At 64.7% G+C, this 24,664-nt stretch carries 26 protein-coding genes; 12 read left to right on the forward strand and 14 right to left on the reverse strand.

What is annotated here, in order from left to right; all coding sequences use genetic code 11:
- The first annotated feature begins 3 nt into the window (after positions 1 to 3).
- Together cobI and cobJ are read left to right on the forward strand one after the other, a co-directional pair.
- Positions 4 to 729 carry a precorrin-2 C(20)-methyltransferase gene (cobI, locus tag BM194_RS13665; protein ID WP_092847669.1) on the forward strand — a complete coding sequence of 242 codons (726 nt, stop codon included), beginning with the start codon at positions 4 to 6 and terminating at the stop codon, positions 727 to 729.
- Entirely contained in the window at positions 726 to 1,508 is a 783-nt protein-coding gene (cobJ, locus tag BM194_RS13670) for a precorrin-3B C(17)-methyltransferase (protein ID WP_092847671.1), read from the forward strand. Before cobI ends, cobJ begins: the two co-directional genes overlap by 4 nt.
- On the opposite strand, the gene BM194_RS13675 is transcribed toward cobJ, so the two are convergent.
- Positions 1,472 to 2,230: a cobalt-precorrin-6A reductase gene (locus tag BM194_RS13675; RefSeq protein ID WP_092847674.1), complete on the reverse strand. Its 759-nt coding sequence runs from the start codon at positions 2,228 to 2,230 to the stop codon at positions 1,472 to 1,474. The genes cobJ and BM194_RS13675 overlap by 37 nt on opposite strands.
- A 1-nt stretch (position 2,231) precedes the next feature.
- Between BM194_RS13675 and cbiE the strand changes: the two genes are divergently transcribed.
- From cbiE to cobO, 7 genes are read left to right on the forward strand one after another with little or no spacing between them, the layout of a single operon-like run.
- On the forward strand, positions 2,232 to 3,440 hold the full coding sequence (gene cbiE, locus BM194_RS13680; RefSeq protein WP_092847678.1) for a precorrin-6y C5,15-methyltransferase (decarboxylating) subunit CbiE: 1,209 nt from the start codon (positions 2,232 to 2,234) through the stop codon (positions 3,438 to 3,440).
- Positions 3,440 to 3,829, forward strand: coding sequence for a cobalamin biosynthesis protein (locus tag BM194_RS13685; RefSeq protein WP_092847681.1), 390 nt, complete (start codon positions 3,440 to 3,442; stop codon positions 3,827 to 3,829). Before cbiE ends, BM194_RS13685 begins: the two co-directional genes overlap by 1 nt.
- A complete protein-coding gene (gene cobM, locus BM194_RS13690) occupies positions 3,826 to 4,632 on the forward strand; it encodes a precorrin-4 C(11)-methyltransferase (RefSeq protein WP_092847684.1) in 807 nt (268 codons plus the stop codon). The genes BM194_RS13685 and cobM overlap by 4 nt, the downstream gene beginning before the upstream one ends.
- The gene (cobF, locus tag BM194_RS13695; RefSeq protein ID WP_092847686.1) at positions 4,629 to 5,447 is read left to right on the forward strand and encodes a precorrin-6A synthase (deacetylating); all 819 of its coding nucleotides are present in this window, start codon (positions 4,629 to 4,631) and stop codon (positions 5,445 to 5,447) included. Before cobM ends, cobF begins: the two co-directional genes overlap by 4 nt.
- Before the next feature lie 20 nt (positions 5,448 to 5,467).
- Complete coding sequence (bluB, locus tag BM194_RS13700) at positions 5,468 to 6,193, forward strand: 5,6-dimethylbenzimidazole synthase (RefSeq protein WP_092847688.1); 726 nt, start codon at positions 5,468 to 5,470, stop codon at positions 6,191 to 6,193.
- On the forward strand, positions 6,190 to 7,668 hold the full coding sequence (locus BM194_RS13705; RefSeq protein WP_092847690.1) for a cobyric acid synthase: 1,479 nt from the start codon (positions 6,190 to 6,192) through the stop codon (positions 7,666 to 7,668). Before bluB ends, BM194_RS13705 begins: the two co-directional genes overlap by 4 nt.
- Positions 7,665 to 8,270 carry a cob(I)yrinic acid a,c-diamide adenosyltransferase gene (cobO, locus tag BM194_RS13710; RefSeq protein WP_092847693.1) on the forward strand — a complete coding sequence of 202 codons (606 nt, stop codon included), beginning with the start codon at positions 7,665 to 7,667 and terminating at the stop codon, positions 8,268 to 8,270. Before BM194_RS13705 ends, cobO begins: the two co-directional genes overlap by 4 nt.
- A gap of 62 nt (positions 8,271 to 8,332) precedes the next feature.
- On the opposite strand, the gene BM194_RS13715 is transcribed toward cobO, so the two are convergent.
- From BM194_RS13715 to BM194_RS13775, 13 genes are all read right to left on the reverse strand, one after another.
- Complete coding sequence (locus BM194_RS13715) at positions 8,333 to 8,626, reverse strand: hypothetical protein (RefSeq protein ID WP_092847695.1); 294 nt, start codon at positions 8,624 to 8,626, stop codon at positions 8,333 to 8,335.
- 139 nt (positions 8,627 to 8,765) lie between these two features.
- Complete coding sequence (locus BM194_RS13720) at positions 8,766 to 9,194, reverse strand: bifunctional adenosylcobinamide kinase/adenosylcobinamide-phosphate guanylyltransferase (protein WP_092847698.1); 429 nt, start codon at positions 9,192 to 9,194, stop codon at positions 8,766 to 8,768.
- Positions 9,182 to 9,781, reverse strand: coding sequence for a histidine phosphatase family protein (locus BM194_RS13725; RefSeq protein WP_092847700.1), 600 nt, complete (start codon positions 9,779 to 9,781; stop codon positions 9,182 to 9,184). Before BM194_RS13725 ends, BM194_RS13720 begins: the two co-directional genes overlap by 13 nt.
- Positions 9,733 to 10,491 carry an adenosylcobinamide-GDP ribazoletransferase gene (cobS, locus tag BM194_RS13730; protein ID WP_092847703.1) on the reverse strand — a complete coding sequence of 253 codons (759 nt, stop codon included), beginning with the start codon at positions 10,489 to 10,491 and terminating at the stop codon, positions 9,733 to 9,735. Before cobS ends, BM194_RS13725 begins: the two co-directional genes overlap by 49 nt.
- Positions 10,479 to 11,036, reverse strand: coding sequence for a bifunctional adenosylcobinamide kinase/adenosylcobinamide-phosphate guanylyltransferase (locus BM194_RS13735; RefSeq protein WP_092847706.1), 558 nt, complete (start codon positions 11,034 to 11,036; stop codon positions 10,479 to 10,481). Before BM194_RS13735 ends, cobS begins: the two co-directional genes overlap by 13 nt.
- Positions 11,033 to 12,148, reverse strand: coding sequence for a threonine-phosphate decarboxylase CobD (cobD, locus tag BM194_RS13740; protein WP_092847708.1), 1,116 nt, complete (start codon positions 12,146 to 12,148; stop codon positions 11,033 to 11,035). The genes BM194_RS13735 and cobD overlap by 4 nt, the downstream gene beginning before the upstream one ends.
- Positions 12,145 to 13,125 (reverse strand): adenosylcobinamide-phosphate synthase CbiB, encoded by a 981-nt coding sequence (gene cbiB, locus BM194_RS13745; protein WP_092847710.1) that lies wholly within the window; start codon positions 13,123 to 13,125, stop codon positions 12,145 to 12,147. The genes cobD and cbiB overlap by 4 nt, the downstream gene beginning before the upstream one ends.
- A 4-nt stretch (positions 13,126 to 13,129) precedes the next feature.
- Positions 13,130 to 14,191, reverse strand: coding sequence for a nicotinate-nucleotide--dimethylbenzimidazole phosphoribosyltransferase (cobT, locus tag BM194_RS13750; RefSeq protein WP_092847712.1), 1,062 nt, complete (start codon positions 14,189 to 14,191; stop codon positions 13,130 to 13,132).
- Between the two features lie 81 nt (positions 14,192 to 14,272).
- On the reverse strand, positions 14,273 to 15,046 hold the full coding sequence (locus tag BM194_RS13755; protein WP_092847714.1) for a M15 family metallopeptidase: 774 nt from the start codon (positions 15,044 to 15,046) through the stop codon (positions 14,273 to 14,275).
- 3 nt (positions 15,047 to 15,049) lie between these two features.
- On the reverse strand, positions 15,050 to 16,327 hold the full coding sequence (locus tag BM194_RS13760; protein WP_092847717.1) for a TRAP transporter large permease: 1,278 nt from the start codon (positions 16,325 to 16,327) through the stop codon (positions 15,050 to 15,052).
- Positions 16,324 to 16,815, reverse strand: coding sequence for a TRAP transporter small permease (locus BM194_RS13765; protein ID WP_092847719.1), 492 nt, complete (start codon positions 16,813 to 16,815; stop codon positions 16,324 to 16,326). Before BM194_RS13765 ends, BM194_RS13760 begins: the two co-directional genes overlap by 4 nt.
- Before the next feature lie 64 nt (positions 16,816 to 16,879).
- Positions 16,880 to 17,854, reverse strand: coding sequence for a TRAP transporter substrate-binding protein DctP (gene dctP / locus BM194_RS13770; protein WP_092847988.1), 975 nt, complete (start codon positions 17,852 to 17,854; stop codon positions 16,880 to 16,882).
- A 168-nt stretch (positions 17,855 to 18,022) separates the two neighbouring features.
- Entirely contained in the window at positions 18,023 to 18,964 is a 942-nt protein-coding gene (locus tag BM194_RS13775; protein WP_092847721.1) for a LysR family transcriptional regulator, read from the reverse strand.
- Between the two features lie 340 nt (positions 18,965 to 19,304).
- On the opposite strand from BM194_RS13775, the gene otsB reads away from it, so the two are divergent.
- The 3 genes from otsB to BM194_RS13790 all read left to right on the forward strand — a co-directional run bounded on the left by otsB (position 19,305) and on the right by BM194_RS13790 (position 24,221).
- Complete coding sequence (gene otsB, locus BM194_RS13780; protein ID WP_092847724.1) at positions 19,305 to 20,072, forward strand: trehalose-phosphatase; 768 nt, start codon at positions 19,305 to 19,307, stop codon at positions 20,070 to 20,072.
- 133 nt (positions 20,073 to 20,205) lie between these two features.
- Entirely contained in the window at positions 20,206 to 21,600 is a 1,395-nt protein-coding gene (locus BM194_RS13785) for an alpha,alpha-trehalose-phosphate synthase (UDP-forming) (RefSeq protein ID WP_092847727.1), read from the forward strand.
- A gap of 386 nt (positions 21,601 to 21,986) precedes the next feature.
- Entirely contained in the window at positions 21,987 to 24,221 is a 2,235-nt protein-coding gene (locus BM194_RS13790; protein ID WP_092847730.1) for an NADP-dependent isocitrate dehydrogenase, read from the forward strand.
- Positions 24,222 to 24,664: the final 443 nt, after the last annotated feature.

Genomic DNA, 24,664 nt, shown 5'->3' on the forward strand with positions numbered 1-24,664 from the left:
ACCATGCAACCGAGAACCATCCATGGGGTCGGCCTCGGGCCCGGCAGCCAGGACCTGATGAGCGTGCGTGCGGATCGACTGATTCGCCAGGCATCGCACGTCGCGTATTTCCGCAAGAAGGGCCGGACCGGGCATGCCCGCAGCATCGTGGACGGCATGCTGGCGCCCGATGTCATCGAACTGCCCATGGAATACCCGGTCACTACCGAGATCCCGTTCCACGATCCCCGCTACAACGCCTTGCTGGCGGATTTCTATGCCACGAGCGTCGCACGGCTGGCCGAGATCGCCGAGACGGGAGGCGATGTGGTGGTGCTGTGCGAGGGCGACCCGTTCTTCTACGGCTCCTTCATGCACCTGTACGCACGCCTGCAAGGGCGAGTGCCGGTCGCGGTGGTGCCCGGCATCACCGGCATGTCGGCGGCCTGGACCGCCACCGGCCAGCCGGTGACCTGGGGCGACGATATCATGACCGTGCTGATGGGCACGCTGCCGGAAGCCACCCTGGCCGAGCACATGACCAAGACCGATGCCCTGGTGGTGATGAAGATCGGCCGCAACCTGGACAAGGTCGGGCGGGCGCTGGCCCGGGCCGGCCGGGTGGACGAGGCCTGGCTGATCGAGTACGCCGCCATGCCGCAGGAGCGTGTGCTGCCGTTCCGCGATGCCGGCGATAGTGCGCCGTACTTTTCCATTTTGCTGGTACATGGCCAGGGGAGGCGCCCATGAGGGATCACGGCAAGGACACGCGCGGCTGGCTGAACGTCGTTGGCCTCGGCCCCGGCGCGGAAGCGATGATCACCCCGGAAGTCTCCGCCGTCCTGGCCGAAGCCACCGATGTGGTGGGGTACGTCCCCTATGTCGAGCGCATACCGCCGCGGCCTGGCTTGACGCGCCACGGCTCGGACAACCGCGAGGAAATCCGGCGGGCTGAACAGGCGCTGCGGATGGCCGCCGACGGTCGCCGGGTGGTGATCGTCTCCTCGGGCGATCCCGGGGTGTTCGCCATGGGCGCGGCCGTCTTCGAGGCCGTGGAGTCAGGAGAGCCGGCATGGCGTGAGCTGGACATTCGAGTCATGCCCGGCATTTCCGCCATGCTGGCCGCCAGTGCACGCCTGGGAGCGCCGCTGGGCCATGATTTCTGCTGTATCAACCTGTCGGACAACCTCAAGACCCGGGCCCTGATCGAGAAACGCCTGCGCCTGGCCGCCGAGGCCGACTTCGCCATGGCCTTCTACAACCCCCGCTCCAGGGCTCGGCCGGACGGCTTCGCGCGCGCCCTGGACGTGCTGCGAGAGACCTGCGGACCGCAGCGCCTGATCATGTTCGCGCGCGCCGTCTCCACCCCGGAGGAGTCCCTTCGGGTCACGACCCTGGCCGACGCCACGCCGGACATGGCCGACATGCGCACCCTGGTGATAGTGGGCTCCAGCCTGACACGGCGTATCGCGCGCAATGGAGCGCCGTGGGTCTATACGCCGCGCTCGACGCCAGGGGCAGCGCCATGAGCCAGCCACGCCAGCACCGCCTCGACGGAGTGCACCTCTCGACGCCGCGGCAGGGCCGGACGCTCGATCATCACCACCGGCAGGCCCAGTTGGCGCGCGGCAGTGAGCTTGGATACCGCCCCCTGGCCACCGGCGTTCTTGGCCACGATGCGCTCGATGCCATGCGCCCGGAGCAGGGCCAGGTCGCCCTCCAGCGTGAAAGGGCCCCGATCGATGGTCAGGCTGTGCTGCGGCAGGGGCGGTGGCGCCTCGGGGCGGTCGACCAGCCGCAGTACGTAATGATGCTGAGGACGTGCCGCGAAGGCGGCCAGGTGCATGCGCCCAATCGCCAGCAGTATCCGCTGCGAGGGGCCGGACAGGGCCGCTACCGCCGCCTCGATACCGGAGACCCGCTGCCAGCGGTCACCGGGTGCCGGGGCCCAGGGCGGCCGGCTCAGGGCAATAATCGCCACACCGCAGCGTTCGGCCGCTGCCAGGGCGTGGCGACTCATCTGCTCGGCAAAGGGGTGTGTGGCATCGACCAGGTGAGTAATGCGCTGTTCCATCAGAAAGGCGGCCAACCCCGCCACGCCACCGAAGCCGCCGACGCGCGTGGGCAGCGGTTGCGGCTTGGGCGCGGCCACCCGTCCGGCATAGCTGAACACGGCCGGCATGTCGTGCTCGGCCAAGGCCTTGGCCAGGGCGCTGGCTTCGCTGGTACCGCCCAGAATCAGGACTTTCATGATGACCGACGTTGACGACGCTCCCTGGCTGACGTTGCTGGGCTGGGGCGAGAGTGGCACAGCAGGGCTGACAGCGGCAAGCCGCGACGCGCTGGAGAATGCCGAGGTGGTCTTCGGCGCGCGCCGCCACCTGCGCCTGTTGCCTCGCTTGCCCGCCGAAGTTCGGGAATGGCCGGTCCCCTTCGCGGACGGCCTGCCACTGCTGTTGGCCGAGCGCGGCCGCCGGGTCGTCATGCTGGTCTCGGGCGACCCTTTCTGGTTCGGGGCCGGTACCACCCTGACGAGCCAGCTGAACGCCGGGGAGTGGCGGGCCGTGCCGAGCCCCTCCACTTTCAGCCTGGCAGCGTCGCGGCTGGGCTGGTCGCTGGAAGGCTGTGTGTGCCTGGGGCTGCATGCCAAGCCACTGACGCGCATGCGTCCCTACCTGCATCAGGGAAGACGCCTGCTGGTGCTGCTGCGCGATGGTGATGCAGTGACCGAACTGGCCGCTCTGCTGGTGCGCTTCGGCTTCGGGGCGACACGGTTGCATGTGCTGGAAGCCTTGGGCGGAGACGACGAGCGGTGTCGTGCCCTGCCGGTCGACGCCGCCCTGCCGGACGATATCGCCCATCCGGTCGCGGTAGGGCTGGAAATCGCCGGAGACGGGCCGGCCCTGCCGCGGGCCCCTGGCCTGCCGGATACGTGGTTCGAGCATGATGGCCAGATCACCAAGCAGGTGGTTCGCGCCATGACCCTCGCGGCCCTGGCGCCGATGCCGGGCGAGCGCTTGTGGGATATCGGCACCGGCTCGGGCTCGATCGCCATCGAGTGGCTGCTGGCCTACCCGGACACCCAGGCCCTGGCCTTCGAGCCCCACCGCGAGCGTGCCGCGCGCGCACGTCGCAATGCTCACCGGCTGGGCGTCGACTGGCTGGAGGTAATCGAGGGAAGCGCCCCCGCTGTGCTCGACGATGCGCCACTGCCCGACGCGGTGTTCATCGGCGGCGGCCTGTCGCAGGCCTTGCTGGAAACGCTGTGGCAGCGTCTGCCGGCAGGCGTGCGCCTCGTGGCCAATGCAGTCACCCTGGAATCCGAAGCGCTGCTGGCACACTGGCAACAACAGATGGGCGGGGAACTGCTGCGTCTCGAGCTGGCGAGTGCCGTTCCCCTCGGTACGCGGCGGGGCTGGCAGGCCAGTTATCCCATCGTGCAGTGGCGGGTCAGGCGGTAATGGCAGGTAACGCATTGACCGTGGCCGGATTCGGCTTTCGCCGGGGCGCACGGCTGGCTTCGCTGGAGGACGCGCTGGCAATGCTCGAGGCATGTCACGGCTCCATCGATCGGCTGGCCGCGACACAATCGATGTGGCCACTGGTTCGTGAGCTGGGATGGGCGCGACGTATCGCGGTGATTACCGTGCCCGACGCCACCCTGCCATCGGCCACCACACTCACCCGTTCCGCACACAGCTTGCGGGCACGAGGCACGGGCAGCGTCGCCGAGGCCGTTGCGCTGCTGGCGGCGGGCCCCGGGGCGACCCTGCTTGGTCCGCGCCTGGTGTCGGCGGACCGTCGGGCGACCGCTGCGCTGGCACGACGCAGGCTAGGAGGCTGCACATGACGATACACTTCATTGGTGCCGGTCCCGGAGCACCGGACCTTTTGACCTTACGCGGGCGCGACCTCATCGCTGCCTGCCCGGTCTGCCTGTACGCAGGGTCGCTGGTGCCTGAGCAAGTCCTCGAGCATTGCCCGGAAGGCGCCCGTATCGTCAACACCGCGCCGCTGTCCCTGGACGACATCATCGACGAGATGCGCCGCGCCCACGCCTCGGGCCTGGATGTGGCCCGCCTGCATTCCGGCGACCTGTCGGTATGGTCCGCCATGGGGGAGCAGTTGCGCCGGCTGCGTGAGCTGGACATTTCCTATGCCATCACCCCCGGCGTGCCCGCTTTCGCCGCCGCCGCGGCGACCCTGGGCCAGGAGCTGACCTTGCCCGGGGTTGCCCAGTCCGTGGTGCTGACGCGGACACCGGGCCGCGCCAGCGCCATGCCGCCCGGCGAAACCCTGGCCAACTTCGCCAGCAGCGGCGCCACCCTGGCAATCCATCTTTCCATCCATAACCTGGCCCAGGTGGTTGACGATCTGATGCCGTTCTACGGTGCCGACTGCCCGGTCGCCATCGTCTGGCGGGCCACTTGGCCCGATGAGCGAGTGGTTCGCGGGCGTCTGGCAACGATCCTCTCCCGAGCGGACGGCGGCATGCAGCGCACGGCCCTGATCCTGGTGGGCCCGGCGCTAGACAACACGGATTTCCAGGAAAGCTGCCTGTACTCGCTCGGCTACGACCGCCGCTTCCGCCCCCAGTCGGCGGACTCGCCTTTTGCCGGCAGCGTGCCCGGTAACGGGAGCAGCGACGCATGATCACGCTATCGCTGATCGGTATCGGCACGGGCAATCCCGACCATGTCACCCTGGCTGCGGTGCGGGCGCTCAACGAGGCAGATCTCATCCTGCTACCACGCAAGGGCGACGCCAAGTCGGACCTCATCGACCTGCGCCGGTTGTTGTGTCGCAACCTTCTAGACGATCCAGACCGGACCCGGGTCGTGGAATTCGACCTGCCCCGTCGCGACGCCCAGGCCGATTACCTGAGTGCAGTGGAGGCCTGGCATGCAGCGATTGCCGATGCCTGGGCGGCACTTATCGAGACCCACCTGCCCCGGGGCGGGCAGGTGGGCATGTTGATCTGGGGCGATCCCTCGCTGTATGACAGCAGCTTGCGCATCGCCAGTCGTCTCGAAACTTGCATGAAAGGCTGCACGAAAGGCACCGCCGGGTACCCGGTCGAGGTGAAGGTGATACCGGGCATCACCAGCTTGCAGGTGCTTACCGCCGAGCACCGGATACCCCTCAATGCCCTCGCCGAGCCGGTCCAGATCACCACGGGGCGGCGCCTGCGCGAACACGGCTGGCCCGACGGGGCAGCCACTATCGCCGTGATGCTCGACAGCGGGGGCGCCTTCGAGTCACTCGTCCCCGAAGGCCTCTATATCTGGTGGGGGGCCTACCTGGGCATGGACAAGCAGTGCCTGCTCGACGGCTGGCTGGCCGACGTGGCGCCGTCGATCCTCGAGCGCCGCGCCGCCCTGCGCGAGCGGCATGGCTGGATCATGGACATCTACCTGCTGGCCCGCTCACCGCTGGGTGTCGGCGTCCGGCACCGCGACGATCAATGAAGTCTTCAGGAGAAAGCCCCATGGCAGAACCGAGCGGGCGTCCCGACCACGCCTTTTCCGACGCGCAGCGGCACGGCGTCTACCGGGCCATCCACGAACGCCGCGATGTGCGTGCCCAGTTCCTGCCGGACCCCATTGCGCCCGAGATACTGGCACGCCTGCTGGACGCCGCCCATCACGCCCCGTCGGTGGGCTTCATGCAGCCCTGGGACTTCCTGCTGATCGACAGCCGGGACGTGCGCGAGCGGGTACACTGGCTCTTCCTGAACGCGAATGCCAAGGCGGCCGAGTGCCATGCCGGCGAGCGCGGGCTGCTCTACCGGCGTCTCAAGCTCGAGGGCATCCTGGAGAGCCCGCTCAACCTGTGCATCACCTGCGACCGGAGCCGAGGCGGCGAGCATGTCCTGGGGCGCCACAGCATCGTCGAGACGGACCTGTTCAGTACCTGCCTGGCGGTGCAGAACCTGTGGCTGGCGGCCCGTGCCGAGGGTATCGGCGTCGGCTGGGTCAGCATCCTCGACCCGACCGAACTGGCCGGCATATTGGGACTGCCGGCATCGGTGTATCCCCTGGCCTATCTGTGCCTGGGCTATGTCAGCGATTTCCCCGACCGGCCGGAGCTCGCACGCGCCGGTTGGCGACAGCGCCTGCCACTGGCCGAGCGGATACATGACAATGGCTGGGGCCAGCTTATGGACTCGCCTGCCCTGATGACGGCACTCGACGCCCTGGAGCCACGCCGATGAACACGCTGATGGTCCAGGGCACCACCTCGGATGCCGGCAAGAGCACCGTGGTCGCCGGCCTGTGCCGCTGGCTGGCCCGCCAGGGTGTGTCGGTGGCCCCGTTCAAGCCGCAGAACATGGCGCTCAACAGTGCCGTCACCGTGGACGGCGGCGAGATCGGTCGATCCACCGCGCTGCAGGCCCTGGCCTGCGGCCTCGCCCCGCATAGCGACATGAATCCGGTGCTGCTCAAGCCGCAGAGTGATCGCGGTGCCCAGGTCATCCTGCGCGGCCGGGTGCATGGCAACATGGACGCACTGGACTATCACGCTTACAAGAGCGAAGCCAGGGCGCACGTGCTGGCCGCCTGGCAGGACCTGAGCCGGCGTCACGACGTGATCATCGCCGAGGGCGCCGGCAGCCCGGCGGAAATCAACCTGCGCGCCAACGACATCGCCAACATGGGCTTTGCCGAAGCCATCGACTGTCCGGTGCTGCTGGTCGGCGACATCGACCGCGGCGGGGTGTTCGCCCAGTTGGTGGGCACGCTGGCCCTGCTCGGCGAGTCCGAGCGGGCACGTACCCGCGGCCTGCTCATCAACCGTTTCCGTGGCGATCGCGCCCTGCTGGCCCCCGGGCTCGACTGGCTCACGGCCCATACCGGCAAGCCGGTGGTCGGCGTGCTGCCCTACCTGCCCGGGCTGCTGCTGGATGCCGAGGACAGCCTGGGCCTGAACGGCGGCCACGAGGCGGGGGCCCTCAAGGTGATCGTCCCCGCCCTGCCACGCATCAGCAACCACAACGACTTCGACCCGTTGCGCCTGCATCCCGACGTGGAGCTGCAGTTCATCGGCCCCGGCCAGGCCATCCCCGCGGCGGACGTGATCATCCTGCCCGGCAGCAAGAGCACGCGACACGACCTGGCCTGGCTGAACCGGCAGGGCTGGCCTGCGGCAATCCGCCGACACCTGCGCTATGGCGGCAAGCTGCTGGGCATCTGCGGCGGCTTCCAGATGCTCGGCGACACCGTGCACGACCCGGATGGCCTGGAGGGCGAGGCCGGCAGCACGCCTGGCCTCGGCCTGCTGCGCATGGAGACGACCATGGTCACCGGCAAGCAGCTGCGCAACGTCAGCGGCCAGCTGATCGTTCAGGGCGGAACGCCCGCTTCACTCGACGGTTACGAGATCCACAACGGCGTGAGCCGCGGTCCCGCCCTGGTACGCCCGCTCATCGACCTGCAGGGCCGCCCCGATGGCGCGGTCAGCGACGATGGCCAGGTCATGGGCACCTACATTCATGGCCTGTTCGATCGCGCCGAGGCCTGCGAGGCACTGCTGGGCCTGTTCGGTCACGCCAGTCGTCGCCCCGTCGCGGATTATCACCAGCACCGCCTGGCCCAGCTCGACCGGCTGGCCGATACCCTCGAGGCCCACCTTGACGGGGCCTGGCTGCATGAGCTGCTACAAACCGATACCCGCGGAGACGACCGATGAGCGACGCTACCTCCCAAGACGCCTATCGCCAGCAGATGGCGCGCAAGAAGCGCCTGATCGATGCCCGGGTGAACAAGGCCGACCGCGACCAGGGCGTGCTGCTGGTCAATACCGGCAACGGCAAGGGCAAGAGTTCGGCCGGGTTCGGGGTGATCGCCCGCGCCCTGGGCCACGACATGCCAGTGGGTGTGGTGCAATTCATCAAGGGCGCATTCAGTACCGGCGAGGAGACCTTCTTCCGGCGCCTTCCCGGCGTGGACTATCACGTGATGGGCGAGGGCTTCACCTGGGAGACCCAGGATCGTGAACGCGATATCGCTGCCGCCCGCCGCGCCTGGGACCAGGCTACACGCATGCTGGGCGACACACGTTATGGGGTCGTGCTGCTCGACGAACTCAACATCGTGCTCGACAAGGCGCTGCTGCCTCTCGACGAGGTACTCGATGCCTTGCGTCGGCGCCCGCGCATGCAGCATGTCATCGTGACTGGCCGGCGTGCGCCGCAGGTGCTCATCGACCTGGCCGATACGGTGACCTGGATGAAGATGGAGAAGCATGCCTTCAAGGCCGGCATACGGGCGCAGAAAGGCATGGAGTTATGAGGAAGTAGCCGGAGGGTTGGCCGGTGCGTGAATGCCACGACCGGCCAGGCGCCGCCTGCCAATCAGGCGGACGTGGAGCGTGATGCCAGGGCCTGGTGTCGTTCCGGGGCATTGAGCCACTCGCCGCACTGCGTGCCGGCACCGGCCCAGTCCTGGCTGACCCGGCTGACGAACAGGGCATCGCCGCCACTGATCAGGGGCATGAGGCGGTCGCGAAGCGCACCGGCTTCCTCGTTAGCCTGGACCAACCACAGGGAATCCATGACATGGACATGCGGAAAGGCTTCGAGGCACTCGTAGAATGCCTGGTACTCCTGAGGCTGGAACAGATCATAGGCGATGGAGTAGATGGCCATGGCGTCATTCCTTGCGTACGTGAATTATAAGCTTCTTATAGAAATGTAAATTATAGTTAGCGAAGCGTGTCATTAAAGATGAGAGTTCTCATGCTAAATGACCGCAATTCTATCGTTTATGTCACTGACCAACGCCAGGTCAACGCAAGTCTTTCACCAGGCCATGCCACACATAGCTGACCCACTCGGCCCGCTCGGAGGCATCCTGGGCCAACCAACCGGCCAGGTCGCGCAGGCGCCGATCAATGGCAGCGATAGGCACGATGCCGCGCCCCATTTCCAGCAGGATCAGCACGACCCGCAGGTCACGCTCCCGTTCGGCGCTGATCAGGGCATCCAGCGTTTCGGTGAAACGTTGACGCAGCCGATCGTCATCCCCGTTGTCGGCGAGCGCCGTTGCCAGCCATTGCTCCCAGCCTTCCAGTACCAGTGTCGTGCCCGGCAACGCCCGTTTCTTCCAGTCTTCCAGCTCGGCGCCGGCATAGGCCGAATGCCAGGCGAGAGCATCGTAGCGCGCCCTGACGGCGTCTCGCTTGCCGGCGTAGGCGCCTCCGATCACGCAATGCATTGCCATGTCCTCTGGTGGATGAAGTGCAGTGTATGGGCCTGGCCCGGTGCGAGGTTGCCCGCCCAGAAATCCAGCCCTTCATGACGCTGGCGCAGCGAACGCACCACGCCGCCGTGCGTGACTACCAGCACACGGCGATGCCCTCCGGCTTCGGCCTGTGCCAGCAAGTCATCCATGGCTGCCGCCACCCGAGAGTGAAAGGCCGCCGCCGATTCGCCCCCCGGTGGTGGCTGCTCGCCCTGGCTGTCGATCCAGGCCCGGTAGCCGGCATCATGCTCGAGATCTGCATAGCACAGGCCTTCGTAGGCGCCGAAATCGAGCTCGCGCCAGCGGGCATCGACCCGCAACTCGCCGGCTCCCTCGGCGATGCCCAGCCTGGCCAGGGTCTGCCGGCAGCGGCGCAGGTCGCTGCAGTGCACGGCGTCGAAGCGCATATCCGCCAGGGTCGCGCGCAGCGTCGCCAGGCCATTCTCGGTGTCGTCGGGCAGCAGTTCGATATCGCGGTGGCCCAGGTAGCGCCGCTCGCGATTCCAGGCGGTCAGCCCGTGGCGAACGAGTACCACAGCCAGACGTTTAGCAGCAGCCATAGCTCTCCTCCCTCGATGGCGGCACCCACGATATCGCCGTTGATGCCGTTGAAGGCGCGTCGCGCCCATAGCCCGTAGCCGATCAGGAACGGAGCCAGGGCGACGAGCAGCCACGGCCAGCCCGGCCATAGCAGGAAGCCGATCAACAGCGGCACCAGTGACCACAACAGGTCACGCTGCCCAAGGTACTGCTTCCAGGCCCAGGCCAGCCCCTCGGACCGGGCCGCCGGCGCCAGCACGAGCAGCGCCACCGCCCCCAGGCGTGCCAGGGCGACGACCAGCGGCAGCCATGCCAGCCCGATACCGGCGTCGAGCAGCGCCAGCAACAGCGCCCCTTTCCATAACAGCAGGAACACCAGCGCCAGAATGCCGAAGCTGCCCACGTGCGGGTCCTTCATGATCGCCCAACGCTTCTCGAGCGGCGCATTGCTGCCCACGGCGTCGGCCACGTCCATCCAGCCGTCCAGGTGCAACCCGCCACTCAATACCACCCACACACTGAGCAGCAGCAGGGCCATCATTGGCGTGGGTAGCGTCTCCTGCAGCAGCACCCCGGCCAGGGCCACGATGCCACCCAGCAGCAGCCCCACCAGCGGGTAGCAACGCACTGCCCAACGGCTGGTGTCGGCGTTCCATGGGCATTCGACCGGCACCGGCAGTCGCGACAGGAACTGCAGCGCCAGCAAAAAGCCGTGCATCACGGCGTGCATGGCCGTTCTCCTTTCCAATAGACGGGCACGCCGGCGATCACCTGAACGACCAGCTCGGCCTCGGTCACCACCAGACGATGCAGACGCTGCAGGAAGGCCACGTAGCGCTGGACCTCGGCATCGTGGTTCGGCAGGCCCTCGTTGACGTCGTTGGATACCACCACCAGACGAAGTTGCCTGGCACGCGCCTCGTGCATGACATGACGCAGCATTGCCACGGCAGCGCCCTCGTCGAGGGGGCTGGCGTACAATACCTGACTGGCCCACAGCGTCAGGCAGTCGAGCAGTACGGTGCCCCGGTCCGCCACCTGCGCCAGGGCGGTATCGATCGCAACGGGTTCCTCCAGGGTCATCCAGTCGTCGCCTCGCTCGCGTCGGTGCCGAGCGATACGCCGGGTCATTTCTGCATCAGCGGTCATGCTCGGGGCCCTGGCGGTCGCCAGGTAATAGAGGCCACCGCCACGCTCGGCCTGCCAGGACCGGGCCAGCGCCTCGGCATGGCGACTCTTGCCCGACCGCGCCCCGCCGCTGACGAAAGCGATCATGGCATACCCGCCCCGTGTTCCTGCCGCCAGGCCGCAAGGGCGGCCAGCAGGCGGTCGTTGTCGTCGACCGAGCGCACCGCCAGACGCAACCAGCGGCCATCCAGCCCAGGGAAATTATGGGTATGCCGGGCGAGGATGCCGGCGCTGGCCAGAAAGCGCAGCAACGCGTCGGTGGCCTGCGGCTGGTAGCGATCGCGCAACAGATAGAAGTTGACCCGGGTCGGTGACACGTCGAATCCCAGGTGTGTCAACGTCGGCGTCAGGCGCTCGAGCTCCTGGCGCAACCAGGCATGGGTGCGAGTCACGAAGTCGCCATCCGCCAGCAAGGGCGCGACCAGCGCGGCGGCCGGCGCATTGACGCTCCAGGGCATCTGCCGCTCGGCAGCGCGAGCGATGGTCTCGGGCGACCCCAGCAGGTAACCGAGCCGCAACCCGGGAATGGCATAGAGCTTGGTCAGCGAGCGTAGTACCACCAGGTGAGGATGCTCGGCGAGCAGCGACACCAGTGACTCGGCGGGCTCGTCGACGAAATCGATGAATGCCTCGTCGACGACTAGACAGGTGCCGTGTGCCCGCCCCGCCTCGAGCAGACGCGCGACCTGTGTACGCGGCACCAGCGTACCGCTGGGATTGTTGGGGCGGCACAGGAACATGACATTAGCCTCGCGCATGGCCTCGCCAGCGCGCCTCTCATCGAGCGAAAAGTCGGAGGCCAGGAACAGCTCGTTGATGGCAAGCCCGTAATGCCGGCAGGCGCGGGCATATTCGGCGAAGGTCGGCTGGACGATGACAGCACGCCGACCGGCATGCAGGGCAGCGGCCAGGAAGATTGCCTCCGCCCCGCCGTTGGTCAGCAGCACCTGGCCGATATCGAGCCCCTCGGCCTCGGCAATGGCCTGGCGCGCCGCGCGATAACTGGGGTCGGGATAACGATCGATGCCTTGCCAAAGCGTGGGCAGCCGTGCGTCCAGCCACGCCGGCGGCCCCAGTGGATTGAGATTGGCACTGAAGTCGCGGATCGGCTGACCGGTGGGCAGTCCGAGCCGTGCCAGCATGTCTCCCGGCTGCCCGCCATGACGCGGCCAGTCGTTCGGCGACGTGTCGCGACTCAAGGCAAGGCCTCCCCCAGCAGGGCGGCGAGCGCCAGCAGCATCACGAAGGCCAGCCAGCCGGCGTGCATATGGCGAATGGCCCGGCACACGTGCGCAACCGTCAGGGCCTCGAGCGGGTCGCCCAGCGTGGCACGCTGCGAGGCCCGCCCCTGGTAGTAATTGGTACCGCCGAGCTGCACGCCAAGCAGCCGGGCCATCATGGCCTCCGGCCAACCGGCATTGGGGCTGGGATGGCGCGGCGCCTCGCGCCAGGTCGCCGCCAGCGCACCGCGCATTCTCGCGCCGGGTACGGCCCAGGCAGCCAGCCACAGGCAAAATGCCGTCAGCCGGGCGGGAATCCAGTTGACGAGGTCGTCGAGTTTCGCCGAGGCGTAACCGAAGTCGGCATGGCGCGGGCTCAGGTAGCCGACCATGGAATCCAGCGTATTGACCGCCTTGTAGGCCAGGGCCAGCGGAGCGCCGCCGATGAAGGCCCAGAACAGCGGCGCGGTGATGCCGTCGACGGTATTTTCGGCCACCGTCTCCACCGTGGCTCGGGTCATCTCGCCCTCGTCGAGTGTTTGCGTGTCACGACCGACGATCATGGCCAGCCTGGCGCGGGCCGTAGCCAGATCGCCACTCGCCAGCGGCCGGGCCACGTCGAGTGCGGCATCGCGCAACCCGCGGATGGCCAGCGAGGTGGCCAGTAGCGCGACCTCGCCAATCACGGCCAGCCAGGGATGCCACCAGGCCAGCATGGCCAGTACCAGCCAGGCCAAGGCATACGTGCCCAGCACGATCACTGCCGTGAGAAGGTATCCCCGAAGCCGCCGCGCCCTGGCCGTACCGTGGTTCCAGGCATGATCAAGACGAGCAATCACGCGGCCGATGAGGACTACCGGATGCGGCAGCCAGCGCGGGTCGCCGATCATCAGGTCGAGGGCGATCGCTAACAACAGCAATCCCAGCCCGGCCAGGCCGAATGGCTCGCTAACCATGTGTTCAGCGCACCTCGCCACCGGCGATGCCTGCCGAGGCAAAGGTTGCCATGTCGGCAAGCATCCGCGTGGCCGAGACCAGCAGCGGGTAGGCTAGCGCCGCCCCGGAGCCTTCCCCCAGGCGCAGGTCCAGGTCGAGCAGTGGACTCGCGTCGAGCGTGTCCAGCGCCACGCCATGGCCCGGCTCCTGGGAGCGATGGCCGAAGATCAGGTAGTCGCGCACCGACGGGCAGAGCCGGCACGCAATCATTGCCGCCACGGTGGCGATGAAACCATCGACGATGACCGGCATCCTCTGAGCCGCCGCACCCAGGTAGGCCCCGCTCATCGCTGCGATCTCCAGCCCACCGAGCTTGCACAACACGTCCAGCGCATCGTCGGCCTTTGCCTGGCGCGCCGCCAGGGCCCGCTCGATCACAGCCGCCTTGTGGGCCAGCCGCGCCTCGGCGATGCCAGTGCCCCGGCCAATCAGGCCGCGCACCTCCTGGCCGGTCAGGGCCGCCAGCACGGCGCTGCTGGCGGTGGTGTTGGCGATGCCCATCTCGCCGACGACCAGGCAGCGACAGCCGGCTACGATCATGCGCTGGGAGGCCCGGATACCGACGTCGATGGCCTGCATGCCCTCGTCGCGGGTCATGGCGTCAGCCTCGACGATATTGCCCGTGCCAGGGCGCACCTTGGCGTGAACAATACCCTCACCACTCAGTTCGCTCGCCACGCCGACGTCCACCACCTCCAGGCGGGCCCCGATCTGGCTGGCAAAGACATTGATCGCCGCGCCCTGATTGACGAAATTGGCCACCATCTGCGCGGTGACTTCCTGGGGAAACGCCGATACACCTTCCGCCGCCACGCCATGATCGGCGGCAAACACCAGCACGCCGGGCGGCGTTATGTCGGGGAAGGCCTCGCCGCGGATTTCTGCCAGCTCGATGGCCAGCGCTTCCAGGCGTCCCAGACTGCCGGGCGGCTTGGTGAGGGTATCGAGGTGGGTACGGACCCGGTCGCCGATATGGCGATCCCGGCCGCGGATACGGGCAAGCGTATGCTCTAGCGTGGACGACATGCGCGGCGGCTTCTCGCTGACGAATCAGCGCGCAAGCTTAACATGCCGTTGCCAGGAGCGCCGTTGCGCTGCCTCACGTTGTCATAGCTGGCGCCGCCAGCGACTCTCGATGGTATCGAGCTCGGCTGGCCCATAGAGCGCCTGCCCGTGGCCCCCGTAGTGAGCCCATAGCTGATCGCCAAAGTCGTAATGCCACCATTCGCTGGGCAGGTTGGTGAAGCCCTGCTCGCGCATGGCATTAAAGAGCAGGCGACGGTTGTCACGCGCCCGGGCCAGGCGTGCATCGTGGGTACCCTGCCCTTCCAGGGCGGCGGTATGCGAGGCCGGCACCGCCTCGTCGAACAGCGTGCCCATGTCCAGCTGCAAGCCGTCCGCATCGCACAGCGTCACGTCGACGGCGCCACCGGTAAGGTGCGGACTCGGCGCCAGGGGATCGCGACTGGGAACGGAGACGAACTCCCGGGTCCGCGTCAGCAGTTCCGTCTCGTCGGCCTCGCCATGGTGGGCACGGATCGCTTCATACAGCGTATCGAACAGGTACTGCTGTACCCGCCACGGGCGCCAGCCGTCCAGCACCACCAGTTGCAGCCCCGCCGGCAGCGAGCGCGCCACGGCCAGCAGCCTGCGATACACGCCTTCGCGCACGTAGCACTCCGGCACGGCACCGGGGATGCCCTGCTTGGCGTAGGCCGGAAACACCTTGATCGGCGGCGGCGCCAGGCTCATGGGCACCAGAGGTTCATCGCTGCCCTGGATAGGCAGGCGCGTGACGCTGGCCCAGGGCGGTTCTTCCAGGCTCGGAATGGACGGCAGCCGGTCGGTCAAAGACGAGTTTCTAGAAGGAGTCGACATCATTGTTCATCCAAGCAGGGTCGGCAGCCAGAGAGTCAAGGGGGGATAGAGAATCAGCAGCACCAGCACCAATATGGCGGTAAGCACGAAGGGCCAGATCGTCTTGAACAGCTCGACGATCTCCAGGCGGCTCACGGCGGCAGCCACGAAGACGCAGGCCCCCATGGGCGGGGTAATCAGCGCGATGGTGATATTCAGGGTAATGATGATCCCCAGATGCACTGGATCAACCCCAGCCATCATGGCGACAGGCGAGAAGATCGGCGTGAGCAACATCAAGGCCGAGACTTCTTCCATGAACATGCCGGTCACGAAGGTGATGGCGCTGATCATCAACAGAATAATGACAGGATTCTGCATGTAAGGGGCCAGCATCTCCACGAACTGCGCCGGGACCTGGGCATAGGAAAGCAACCAACTGATGGTGGCCGACGCTGCCATGATCAGGAAGATTGCGGACGTCAGGCGCACCGTATCGATAATGGCTCGCCACACATCGGCAAGCCCCAGGTTGCCCAGCAGGAAACCGCACAACGCGACGTAGAGCGCCGTCAGTGCGCCGGACTCGGTCGGCGTCACGAACCCCATCACGATGCCGGCCACAATGATGAACGGCGCGACCAGGGCCGGCATGGCCGCCAGGGCAGCCACACCCAGTTCGCGAGCCGCAGGCCAACTGCCCCGCTTGGCCAAGCCCTTGTGCCAGGCATAGCCAGCGTTCATGACCATGAACGCGAGCCCAAGGACCAGCCCCGGCACGACACCGGCCAGAAACAAATCGCCCACCGAGGTGTTGGTCAGCGAAGCGTAGAGGATCATGAAAATGCTGGGCGGAATAATCGGACCGATCAGCGAACTGCCCGCGGTCAAGCCGGCAGCAAACGCGGTGGAATACCCTTCCTTGCGCATCGAGGGCACCAGTAACGACCCCAGCGCGGAGGTATCCGCCACCGCCGAGCCGTTGACGCCGGCGAAGAACACGCTCGATACCACGTTGACATGCCCCATGCCGCCACGCAGATGACCGACCAGAAGGCGCGCCAGCCCCATCAGGCGGTCCGTCAAACTGCTTACGTTCATCAAGTTACCGGCAAGGATGAACAGGGGAATCGCCATCAGGGAGAACGCGTTGATACCGCCGAAGAACTGCTGCGGCATCATTCGCGGAATCATCGAGACATCGACGAACAGAAACCCGACCAGCGCTGTCGTCAGCAGGGCCAGGAACAGGGGCAGCCCCAGCAGCACATGAGCCAGAAAAACCCCCAGCATGGCAAGAATCATGCGGTATCCTCCACCAAGGTGCGCAGCGGCGCCGGGCCATACCAGAGCGCGTGCCAGGACAGCAGAGCGAAGCCTACCGGCAACGACATCATGGGAATGGTCCGGCTGATCCCCAGCCCCGAGCTGGTAAACATGGATACCGATAGGGCGTACTTGTAGCTGATCACCGTACCGGCGATGGCCAGTCCCAGCGTCAGCAACCACTGATAGACATTGAGCAGGCGGCACAGGGCGGGAGGCAACAGCCTCTCGATCAACGCGACTCGCATATGACCACCCTCGACCCATACGGCGCCCGCCGCCAGCAGGACACTACCGATGATTAGGTAGCGAGCCAGCTCGTCGGTCCAGATAGGCGCCCCTCCTGCCAGGTAACGCATGAAGACGCCATAGAGGATGACGGCCAGGTCGATGAACAGCATGCTGCCGGCAATGGTCAACGACACCCACCGGCTGATGGACAGCACTCTTGAACGAAGTGATGACATGGAAAGTTCTATTGGCAGATGACAGGGGCAGGGAGACGTCTCCCTGCCGTGACAGGAGAGGTCGTTACTGCGCCAGCTGCGACATGCCGGCGTCCTCGAGCGCCATATCGATCCAGCGCTGCTCGATCCCTTCGTCCTTCAGCCACTCCAGATAAGCAGGCTGGCCCTGCTTGCGGAAGGCCTCGAGGTCTTCCTGCGCAGGACGAATGATCTCCATCCCCTGCTCCTCGAGATAGGCAATACGCTCGTCCACCTTGGCTTCGTTATACTCACGCGCCTTTTCGTTGGCTTCGGCCACTGCTTCCATGAAGGCCTGGCGGGTATCCTCATCCCAACTGTCCAGCATTTCGCCATTGCCGACCAGGAATTGGTCAGAGTACTGAATGTTGGCCAGGGTCAGATAATCCTGCACTTCGTAGAGGCTGCCCAGGATGATGTACATTGGCGGGTTCATCTGGCCGTCGGCGACACCCGTACGCAGGGCCATGTAGACTTCCGTCCAAGGAATCGGCGTCCCCGAGGCACCGAACGCCTCATAAAGCGCTACCTGGCTGGGATCCATGGCGCGAAAGCGCAGCCCTTCGAAATCCTTTGGCGCTTGGATGGGGCGCTCGTCGTTGGTAAATGCCAGGAACCCGCCCTCCTCGACGACGGCCAGCAGCTCGGCACCGGTGCGTTCACGCAGGGCGTTCTCGACTTCCTTCCAGTACTGCCCTTCGTCGAAGAAGGTGCGTGCCGCCTCGAAATCCTCGAACAGGAAGGGGATCGCGCTGACATAGATTTCAGGAACGACAGGCGACATTCCGGCGAAAGAGGCAATATTCAGGCTGGGCGTGTTCATCACCTGCTCCATACGCGCCTGCTCTTCGCCAAGCATGCTGTTGGGATACAGTTTCAACTGAATCTCGCCATTGGTCTTCTCGGCAACAAGATCCTTCAGGTTGGTGGCAAATACATGGACGGCATTCTTGTCGGGATCAGGAGCCCCGTTATAACTCAGATTGACAGTCGTTTCGGCATGCACGGAACCCGTGAGCATGGCGAGGCTCAGCGAAACGGCCGAAGCCAGAGCTTTCAATGGAAGCCGAGCAGAACATGACATGACTATGTCTCCCTTGTTGTTGTTTCGGAAAGGTATCTAGCGTCAAGCAATGTAATAGCAGCCTATGCATTGTCGTGTTGACAATGCAATCACGTTAGCGTTGCCCTAAACGCAACACTTGGCGTTCAGCAACCTCGGCGCATCGGCATTAAAGAAGCGCAGCCCCTTGCGCAGATGATCAATGCAGGTCTGAGCCGCCACCGTCAGCTCTCGTCCTGCCCGGCTGACGATTTGTGCACGCGCCCCACTCAGGGCTGGATAATCCATGGGCATGACATGAATCTCGCCATGACGAATTTCCTCCATGACGGTCAGCTCGGGCATGAAGGTTATGCCGATTCCCGAGCGCACGAAATTCTTGAGCACGGCTACCGAATTGGTACGCAAACGGGCATGGAGATGAACCCGTTCCTGCTGTTCCACCAGGCTGACCATCTGGCGCATGCCAAAGCAGTTATCCATCAAGCCCAACGGCCACTCGGTCAGGTCTCGCAATGCCAGAGGCCTGCCCTGTTGCGATAGTGGATGTCCCATGGGCACGATCAAGTCCAGCGGTTGCAGTGTTTCCACATGGCAGTGCAACAGGGGGTCCACTGGCGGGGCGTAAAGTAGCGCGAGATCGACTTCCATGTCCTTGACCAGAGCCACCGCTTCGTTGACTCCCGCCATGCGCACTTCCAGTTCGATACCCGAGAAGGCGCCAAGGAAACTCTGCAGAGGGGCCGATACCAGATCGGCGATAAAACCTTCTCCGACAGCGATCCGCACTTCGCCGCGTCGCAGCTCCTGCAACGCCATCAGCCTGGAAAGTACGGCCTCGTCGGCTGCGCGCTGGGCGTGATAGTGCTCGACGAGCAGCTTACCCGCCGGCGTGGCATGCATGCCGTTTCCATGACGCTCGCACAAGGTAATGCCCAAGTCCTCCTCGAGCGATTTAATCTGCCGGCTGACCGCGGAAGCATCTATGTCGAGGTAGGAAGCGGCACGTCGCAATGAGCCACGACGAATGACTTCGTTGAGGTAAGCCAAGGCACGCTGATTCAACATGGGCCCTCCACTATAAAAACATGACACGATCAAACTGACTCATAGAAAGGAGGCTTCGACCAGTCAGGCTATCCTTGACTAGGAAGACGCGAGTTGCGCTGTAACGACACCTTGTTCTTTTGCGCCAATGCAACTCACCCGTCAAGAAGCATTGCAACCGAATAACATGGATTTCAACTCGTAACCAATTGTTTTTATGAAGCTATTCGGAGCGAAGTTTATACATCGATCGCTGCGATACGCTGGCGAACGCGGCTGGCATTTCTTACAGTAATACTGATTTCGCAAGAGATATCGCGACGTACAACGTATTTCGTGGGCTCAAGGAGGATGCCTTTCGATGTCGACACCAGAGACGTACCGCTCGTGTCCTTTGCCTCAGGAAGGCGAGGCTTGGGCCCTGTTTCTCGACTTGGATGGCACGCTGAGCCCCTTGAAGGAAAAGCCGGCAGACGTGGTGCTGGAAACGCGCCTGCTGGACTTGCTGCAACAGTTGCATCGCCGCCTCGATGGTGCGCTGGCCATCATCAGCGGGCGCTCAATCAATGATCTGTCGCGGCTGCTGTCTCCTCTGGAACTCCCCTTGGCTGGGCAGCACGGTGCCGAGCGACACGATGAAGTGAATGGTTACTCGCTGTCCGAACCAGACTATGCCACGCTTCACGAAGCGCGCGAGGAATTGCGTCGTTTCCTCGGCGCGCATCCGGAACTGGAACTGGAGGACAAGGGCGCCAGTCTCGCCCTGCATTATCGCAATGCACCCGACAAGCAGCCGACGATCGAACGTCAGTTGGACAGCTTGCGGGAGCGCTTGGGGGATGCGCTGATCATGCACGTCGGCAAATCCGTGTTCGAATTGCGGACGACGTCCTGCAACAAGGGCGAGGCCATCCATCATTTCATGCAGGCAGCGCCGTTCGCCCAACGCACGCCAGTCTTTCTTGGCGACGACTTGACGGACGAGGACGGTTTCGAGGCCGTCAATGCACTGGGAGGGTATAGCATCAAGGTTGGCCAGGGCGAAACGCGCGCCCGGTATCGCCTGGACGATACGCATGCCGTGGAAGCCTGGCTGAAGACCTGTCTCGAGCAATGGCCATCGAGGTAGGCATACACTGAAGCAAGGTCCGGCAAGATCGCGACAGATTGATTCGGCCAGCCTGGATAGCGGCCGACCGGACGTCATCTCGGGAGAGCGTGGCCAGGAAGGTGCGCGCCCCTCATCAAGCATAGGTGTTCACATGTCCAAGGAACCGGATAACGAGCTGATCGTCGTCTCCAACCGCGTCCCCTCGCCGAAGAGTTCGGGAGGCAGCCAGGGGGGACTGGCAGTTGGTGTCATGAACGCATTGCAGAAGAACGAAGGCCTGTGGGTCGGCTGGAGCGGCGATATCGACGAGAACCGCGACGCCCAACTGAATCACTATGAGTTCGACTCGGTACGCTTTGCGACGTTTCCGCTCACCGAGAACGATCACCAGACGTTCTATGTGGGATTCTCCAACGAGGTGCTCTGGCCCCTATTCCACTATCGCACCGACAAGGTGGAATACACACGCGAGAATCTCGAGGGTTATCTGCGCGTCAGTCAGCGCTATGCCCGCCATGTCTCCACACTGGTCGAACCCCACTCGCGCATCTGGGTGCACGATTACCAGCTGATACCGCTGGGGCACTACCTGCGTCAGGCCGGCATTGACGTGCCCATCGGCCATTTCCTGCACACGCCGTTTCCGCCGTGGGACGTGCTGCGCATCCTGCCCGACTACGAAGACCTGCTGCGCTACTTCAGCGCCTATGATGTGATCGGTTTCCAGACCAAGTGCGACCAGCGCAACTTCGAGGAGTGCATGCGTCACGGCCTCGAGGCCACCTTTTATGACGATGGCACGATCGAGGCCGAGGGTCGGCGCTTCCGCGCCGAGGCCTACCCCATATCGATCGATGTGGAATCGGCCCAGGAGATGGCCCGCCAGGGCGTGGACAGCAATGTCGGCAAGCGCATGGCCCAGTCGCTGGCCGACCGCACGCTGGTGATGGGGGTCGATCGGCTGGATTACAGCAAGGGCATCTTCAAGCGCTTCCAGGCCTTCGAACGCCTGCTGGAGAAGGCCGAACACCAGCATGGCCACGTAGTGTTCGTGCAGATCTCGCCACCCTCACGCACCGACGTACCGGAGTATGTCGAATTGCGCACCGAGCTGGAACGCGTTGCCGGCCACGTCAACGGGCGCTTCGCGGATTACGACTGGACGCCGCTGCGCTATCTCAACCGCGGTTACAGCCGCGAGTCGATCCTCGGCTTCCTGCGTCTGAGCCGGGTCGGATTCCTGACCCCGCTGCGCGACGGCATGAACCTGGTCGCCAAGGAATTCGTCGCCGCCCAGGATCCGGAAGATCCTGGTGTGCTGGTCCTGTCCCACCTGGCCGGGGCTTCCTGGGAGTTGCAGGAAGGTGCGCTGGTCTGCAACCCGTACGATAGCGAAGGCGTTGCCGACATGCTGGACCAGGCGCTGACCATGCCGCTTGAGGAGCGTAAGGCACGCTGGCAGCGCATGATGGACGTGATGCGCGAGAACGATATTCACCACTGGTGCCGCCAGTTCCTCGGCGCACTGGGTGCCGTCAAGCACTGACTCCACTCGCCGAGAGGACACCGGCACTTCATGCGCCGGTGTCTTTCCCGCCTCGGCCTGCCCCTGAATCCTCGCAGGCGGATGCCGGCGAGGATCGGCAGGCACCTAACGCCGTGCCAACTACACTGGAGTCCGTGACTCGACGTTAGCGGCCATGCGCATCGCGTGCTGCACTGGTATACTCCGGCACGTTCGCTGGGGATTGTCGACAAACCCGGACCCACCGAGACCGTTCTAGCGTGGAGGTCCAAGCATTTTCTCGGGCTCGTCACCTCACCGACGAAGCAGGACGGCGTCCCTGCCCAAGGCAGCCCGTCCTGGCATCCCGAGGCATCTTCACCGCCCAGATTCGTGCCATAGCTGTGACAAGAGAGGTCAATGCAGACATGTCCAAAACGCCAAAGATCATCTACACGCTGACTGACGAAGCCCCCGCGCTGGCGACCTACTCGCTGCTGCCGATCATCGATGCCTTCACCGACCCTGCCGGTATCGAAGTCGAGACCCGCGACATCTCGCTGGCCGGCCGCATCATCTCGCAGTTCCCCGATGTGCTGAGCGAAGAGCAGCGTATCGGCGATCACCTGGCCGAACTCGGCGAGCTGGCCAAGACCCCCGAAGCCAACATCATCAAGCTGCCCAATATCAGCGCCTCCACACCGCAGCTCAAGGCCGCCATCAAGGAACTCCAGCAGCAGGGCTACAAGCTGCCGGACTACAGCGAAGAGCCCAGGACCGACGAAGAGAAGGCCATCAAGGCGCGCTACGACAAGGTCAAGGGCAGCGCCGTGAACCCGGTACTGCGTGAAGGCAACTCCGACCGCCGCGCCCCGCTGTCGGTAAAGAATTATGCACGCAAGTACCCGCACCGCATGGGTGAGTGGAGCAGCGAGTCCCAGTCCCACGTCTCGCACATGAGCGAGGGCGACTTCTACGGCAGCGAAAAGTCCGCCACGCTGGGCGCCGCCGGCAGCCTCAAGATCGAATTGGTCGGTCAGGATGGCAGCACGACTGTCCTCAAGGAGAAGACCCCGGTTCTCGACGGTGAAGTCGTCGATGCCGCGGTCATGAGCAGCAACGCCCTGCGCGCCTTTATCGCCGAGGCCATCGAGGACGCCAAGTCCAAGGATGTGCTGTTCTCGCTGCACCTCAAGGCGACCATGATGAAGGTCTCCGACCCGATCATGTTCGGCATGGTGGTGTCCGAGTTCTACAAGGACGTGCTGAGCAAGCACGCCGACGATCTCGCCAAGGTCGGCTTCGATCCCAACAACGGTATCGGTGACCTCTATGCGACCATCACGTCACTGCCCGAGGACAAGCAGGCCGAGATCGAGTCCGATATCCAGGCGCTGTACAACGAGCGCCCGAGCCTGGCGATGGTCAATTCCCACAAGGGCATCACCAACCTGCACGTACCCAGCGACGTGATTATCGATGCCTCCATGCCGGCGATGATCCGCGACTCCGGCAAGATGTGGGGCACCGACGATGCGCTGCACGACGCCAAGGCGGTGATTCCGGACCGTTGCTATGCCGGCATCTACCAGACCGTGATCGAGGACTGCAAGCAGCACGGCGCCTTCGACCCGACCACCATGGGCAGTGTGCCCAACGTCGGCCTGATGGCACAGAAGGCCGAGGAGTACGGCTCCCACGACAAGACCTTCCAGATTCCCGCCGCAGGCACGGTGCGCGTCACCGACGAGCAGGGCAACGTGGTCTTCGAGCACGCCGTCGAGAAGGGCGACATCTGGCGCATGTGCCAGACCAAGGACGCGCCGATCCAGGACTGGGTCAAGCTGGCCGTGACCCGCGCACGTGACAGCGGCGCTCCCGCCGTGTTCTGGCTGGATGCCAACCGCGCCCACGATGCCCAGTTGATCAAGAAGGTCGAGCACTACCTGAAGGATCACGACACCAGCGGCCTCGACATCCATATCATGGCGCCCGAAGAGGCGATGCGCTTCTCGCTGGAACGCATCCGCGCCGGCAAGGACACCATCTCCGTCACCGGTAACGTGCTGCGCGACTACCTGACCGACCTGTTCCCGATCATGGAACTGGGTACCAGCGCCAAGATGCTCTCCATCGTGCCGCTGATGAACGGTGGCGGTCTGTTCGAGACCGGTGCCGGTGGCAGCGCGCCCAAGCACGTCCAGCAGTTCCTGCAGGAAAACCACCTGCGCTGGGATTCCCTGGGTGAGTTCCTGGCCCTGGCCGCCTCACTCGAGCACCTCGGCAATACCTTCGACAACCAGCGTGCCAAGGTACTGGGCAAGACCCTGGACCAGGCCAACGGTCAGTTCCTCGACAGCAACAAGGCGCCGTCGCGCAAGGTCGGCGAAATCGACAATCGCGGCAGCCATTTCTACCTGGCGTTGTACTGGGCCCAGGCCCTGGCCGACCAGGACGAGGATGCCGAGCTGAAGTCGCAGTTCACCGAGCTGGCCAAGACGCTGGAAGCCGAAGAGCAGACCATCGTCAACGAGCTCAACCAGGTGCAGGGCAAGCCGGTCGACATCCAGGGCTACTACCACCCCAACGGCGAGCTGGCCAGCCAGGCCATGCGTCCAAGCGCCACGCTCAACGCCGCGCTGGGCAAGCTGTCCAAGGCCTGAGCCTGACGGAGTGAGCCACCGGCTGGCCCACTAGCCGCCGAACGCGACGCCCCTGCCAAAAGCAGGGGCGTCGTTTTTTTACGCATTCACTTGAGTTGTCGGCGTTTCGATACGCAGCAAATCGTTGAAATAAAAGAAGAGTAGTACTCCTTCCCCTGCCGACGTCGTCAATCGCTGACGCTTTTTTGCCCGGATGCGCTTCCTGTCTCGCAACCGTGGAGAAATATCACAAAACGTTAGAAATAAGATCCTGTTTTTAAAACTATTTATTAAATCTGGCATCAGTCTCGCTACATCAGGATATGACTGACGAGGAAAGCACGTGAAAACGTCGCTACCCCAGAACACTCCTCCGCCAGTCCACGGATGAAACGCCGCGCCTTCGGGCCAGGGATGCCACGGCATCTGGAACGGACTCCCGCAAGGACGCCTTGTTTGGCATG

The sequence above is a fragment of the Modicisalibacter xianhensis genome, assembly GCF_900113605.1.
In the GTDB taxonomy this organism is placed as follows: Bacteria; Pseudomonadota; Gammaproteobacteria; order Pseudomonadales; family Halomonadaceae; genus Modicisalibacter; species Modicisalibacter xianhensis.

What these genes read in the sequence shown, in the direction of transcription:
- cobI (WP_092847669.1), top strand. Translation starts at nt 4, where the DNA reads ATGCAACCGAGAACCATCCATGGGGTCGGCCTCGGGCCCGGCAGCCAG.
- cobJ (WP_092847671.1), top strand. Translation starts at nt 726, where the DNA reads ATGAGGGATCACGGCAAGGACACGCGCGGCTGGCTGAACGTCGTTGGC.
- BM194_RS13675 (WP_092847674.1), bottom strand. Translation starts at nt 2,230, where the DNA reads ATGAAAGTCCTGATTCTGGGCGGTACCAGCGAAGCCAGCGCCCTGGCC.
- cbiE (WP_092847678.1), top strand. Translation starts at nt 2,232, where the DNA reads ATGACCGACGTTGACGACGCTCCCTGGCTGACGTTGCTGGGCTGGGGC.
- BM194_RS13685 (WP_092847681.1), top strand. Translation starts at nt 3,440, where the DNA reads ATGGCAGGTAACGCATTGACCGTGGCCGGATTCGGCTTTCGCCGGGGC.
- cobM (WP_092847684.1), top strand. Translation starts at nt 3,826, where the DNA reads ATGACGATACACTTCATTGGTGCCGGTCCCGGAGCACCGGACCTTTTG.
- cobF (WP_092847686.1), top strand. Translation starts at nt 4,629, where the DNA reads ATGATCACGCTATCGCTGATCGGTATCGGCACGGGCAATCCCGACCAT.
- bluB (WP_092847688.1), top strand. Translation starts at nt 5,468, where the DNA reads ATGGCAGAACCGAGCGGGCGTCCCGACCACGCCTTTTCCGACGCGCAG.
- BM194_RS13705 (WP_092847690.1), top strand. Translation starts at nt 6,190, where the DNA reads ATGAACACGCTGATGGTCCAGGGCACCACCTCGGATGCCGGCAAGAGC.
- cobO (WP_092847693.1), top strand. Translation starts at nt 7,665, where the DNA reads ATGAGCGACGCTACCTCCCAAGACGCCTATCGCCAGCAGATGGCGCGC.
- BM194_RS13715 (WP_092847695.1), bottom strand. Translation starts at nt 8,626, where the DNA reads ATGGCCATCTACTCCATCGCCTATGATCTGTTCCAGCCTCAGGAGTAC.
- BM194_RS13720 (WP_092847698.1), bottom strand. Translation starts at nt 9,194, where the DNA reads ATGCATTGCGTGATCGGAGGCGCCTACGCCGGCAAGCGAGACGCCGTC.
- BM194_RS13725 (WP_092847700.1), bottom strand. Translation starts at nt 9,781, where the DNA reads ATGGCTGCTGCTAAACGTCTGGCTGTGGTACTCGTTCGCCACGGGCTG.
- cobS (WP_092847703.1), bottom strand. Translation starts at nt 10,491, where the DNA reads ATGCACGCCGTGATGCACGGCTTTTTGCTGGCGCTGCAGTTCCTGTCG.
- BM194_RS13735 (WP_092847706.1), bottom strand. Translation starts at nt 11,036, where the DNA reads ATGATCGCTTTCGTCAGCGGCGGGGCGCGGTCGGGCAAGAGTCGCCAT.
- cbiB (WP_092847710.1), bottom strand. Translation starts at nt 13,125, where the DNA reads ATGGTTAGCGAGCCATTCGGCCTGGCCGGGCTGGGATTGCTGTTGTTA.
- cobT (WP_092847712.1), bottom strand. Translation starts at nt 14,191, where the DNA reads ATGTCGTCCACGCTAGAGCATACGCTTGCCCGTATCCGCGGCCGGGAT.
- BM194_RS13755 (WP_092847714.1), bottom strand. Translation starts at nt 15,046, where the DNA reads ATGATGTCGACTCCTTCTAGAAACTCGTCTTTGACCGACCGGCTGCCG.
- BM194_RS13760 (WP_092847717.1), bottom strand. Translation starts at nt 16,327, where the DNA reads ATGATTCTTGCCATGCTGGGGGTTTTTCTGGCTCATGTGCTGCTGGGG.
- BM194_RS13765 (WP_092847719.1), bottom strand. Translation starts at nt 16,815, where the DNA reads ATGTCATCACTTCGTTCAAGAGTGCTGTCCATCAGCCGGTGGGTGTCG.
- dctP (WP_092847988.1), bottom strand. Translation starts at nt 17,854, where the DNA reads ATGCTCACGGGTTCCGTGCATGCCGAAACGACTGTCAATCTGAGTTAT.
- BM194_RS13775 (WP_092847721.1), bottom strand. Translation starts at nt 18,964, where the DNA reads ATGTTGAATCAGCGTGCCTTGGCTTACCTCAACGAAGTCATTCGTCGT.
- otsB (WP_092847724.1), top strand. Translation starts at nt 19,305, where the DNA reads ATGTCGACACCAGAGACGTACCGCTCGTGTCCTTTGCCTCAGGAAGGC.
- BM194_RS13785 (WP_092847727.1), top strand. Translation starts at nt 20,206, where the DNA reads ATGTCCAAGGAACCGGATAACGAGCTGATCGTCGTCTCCAACCGCGTC.
- BM194_RS13790 (WP_092847730.1), top strand. Translation starts at nt 21,987, where the DNA reads ATGTCCAAAACGCCAAAGATCATCTACACGCTGACTGACGAAGCCCCC.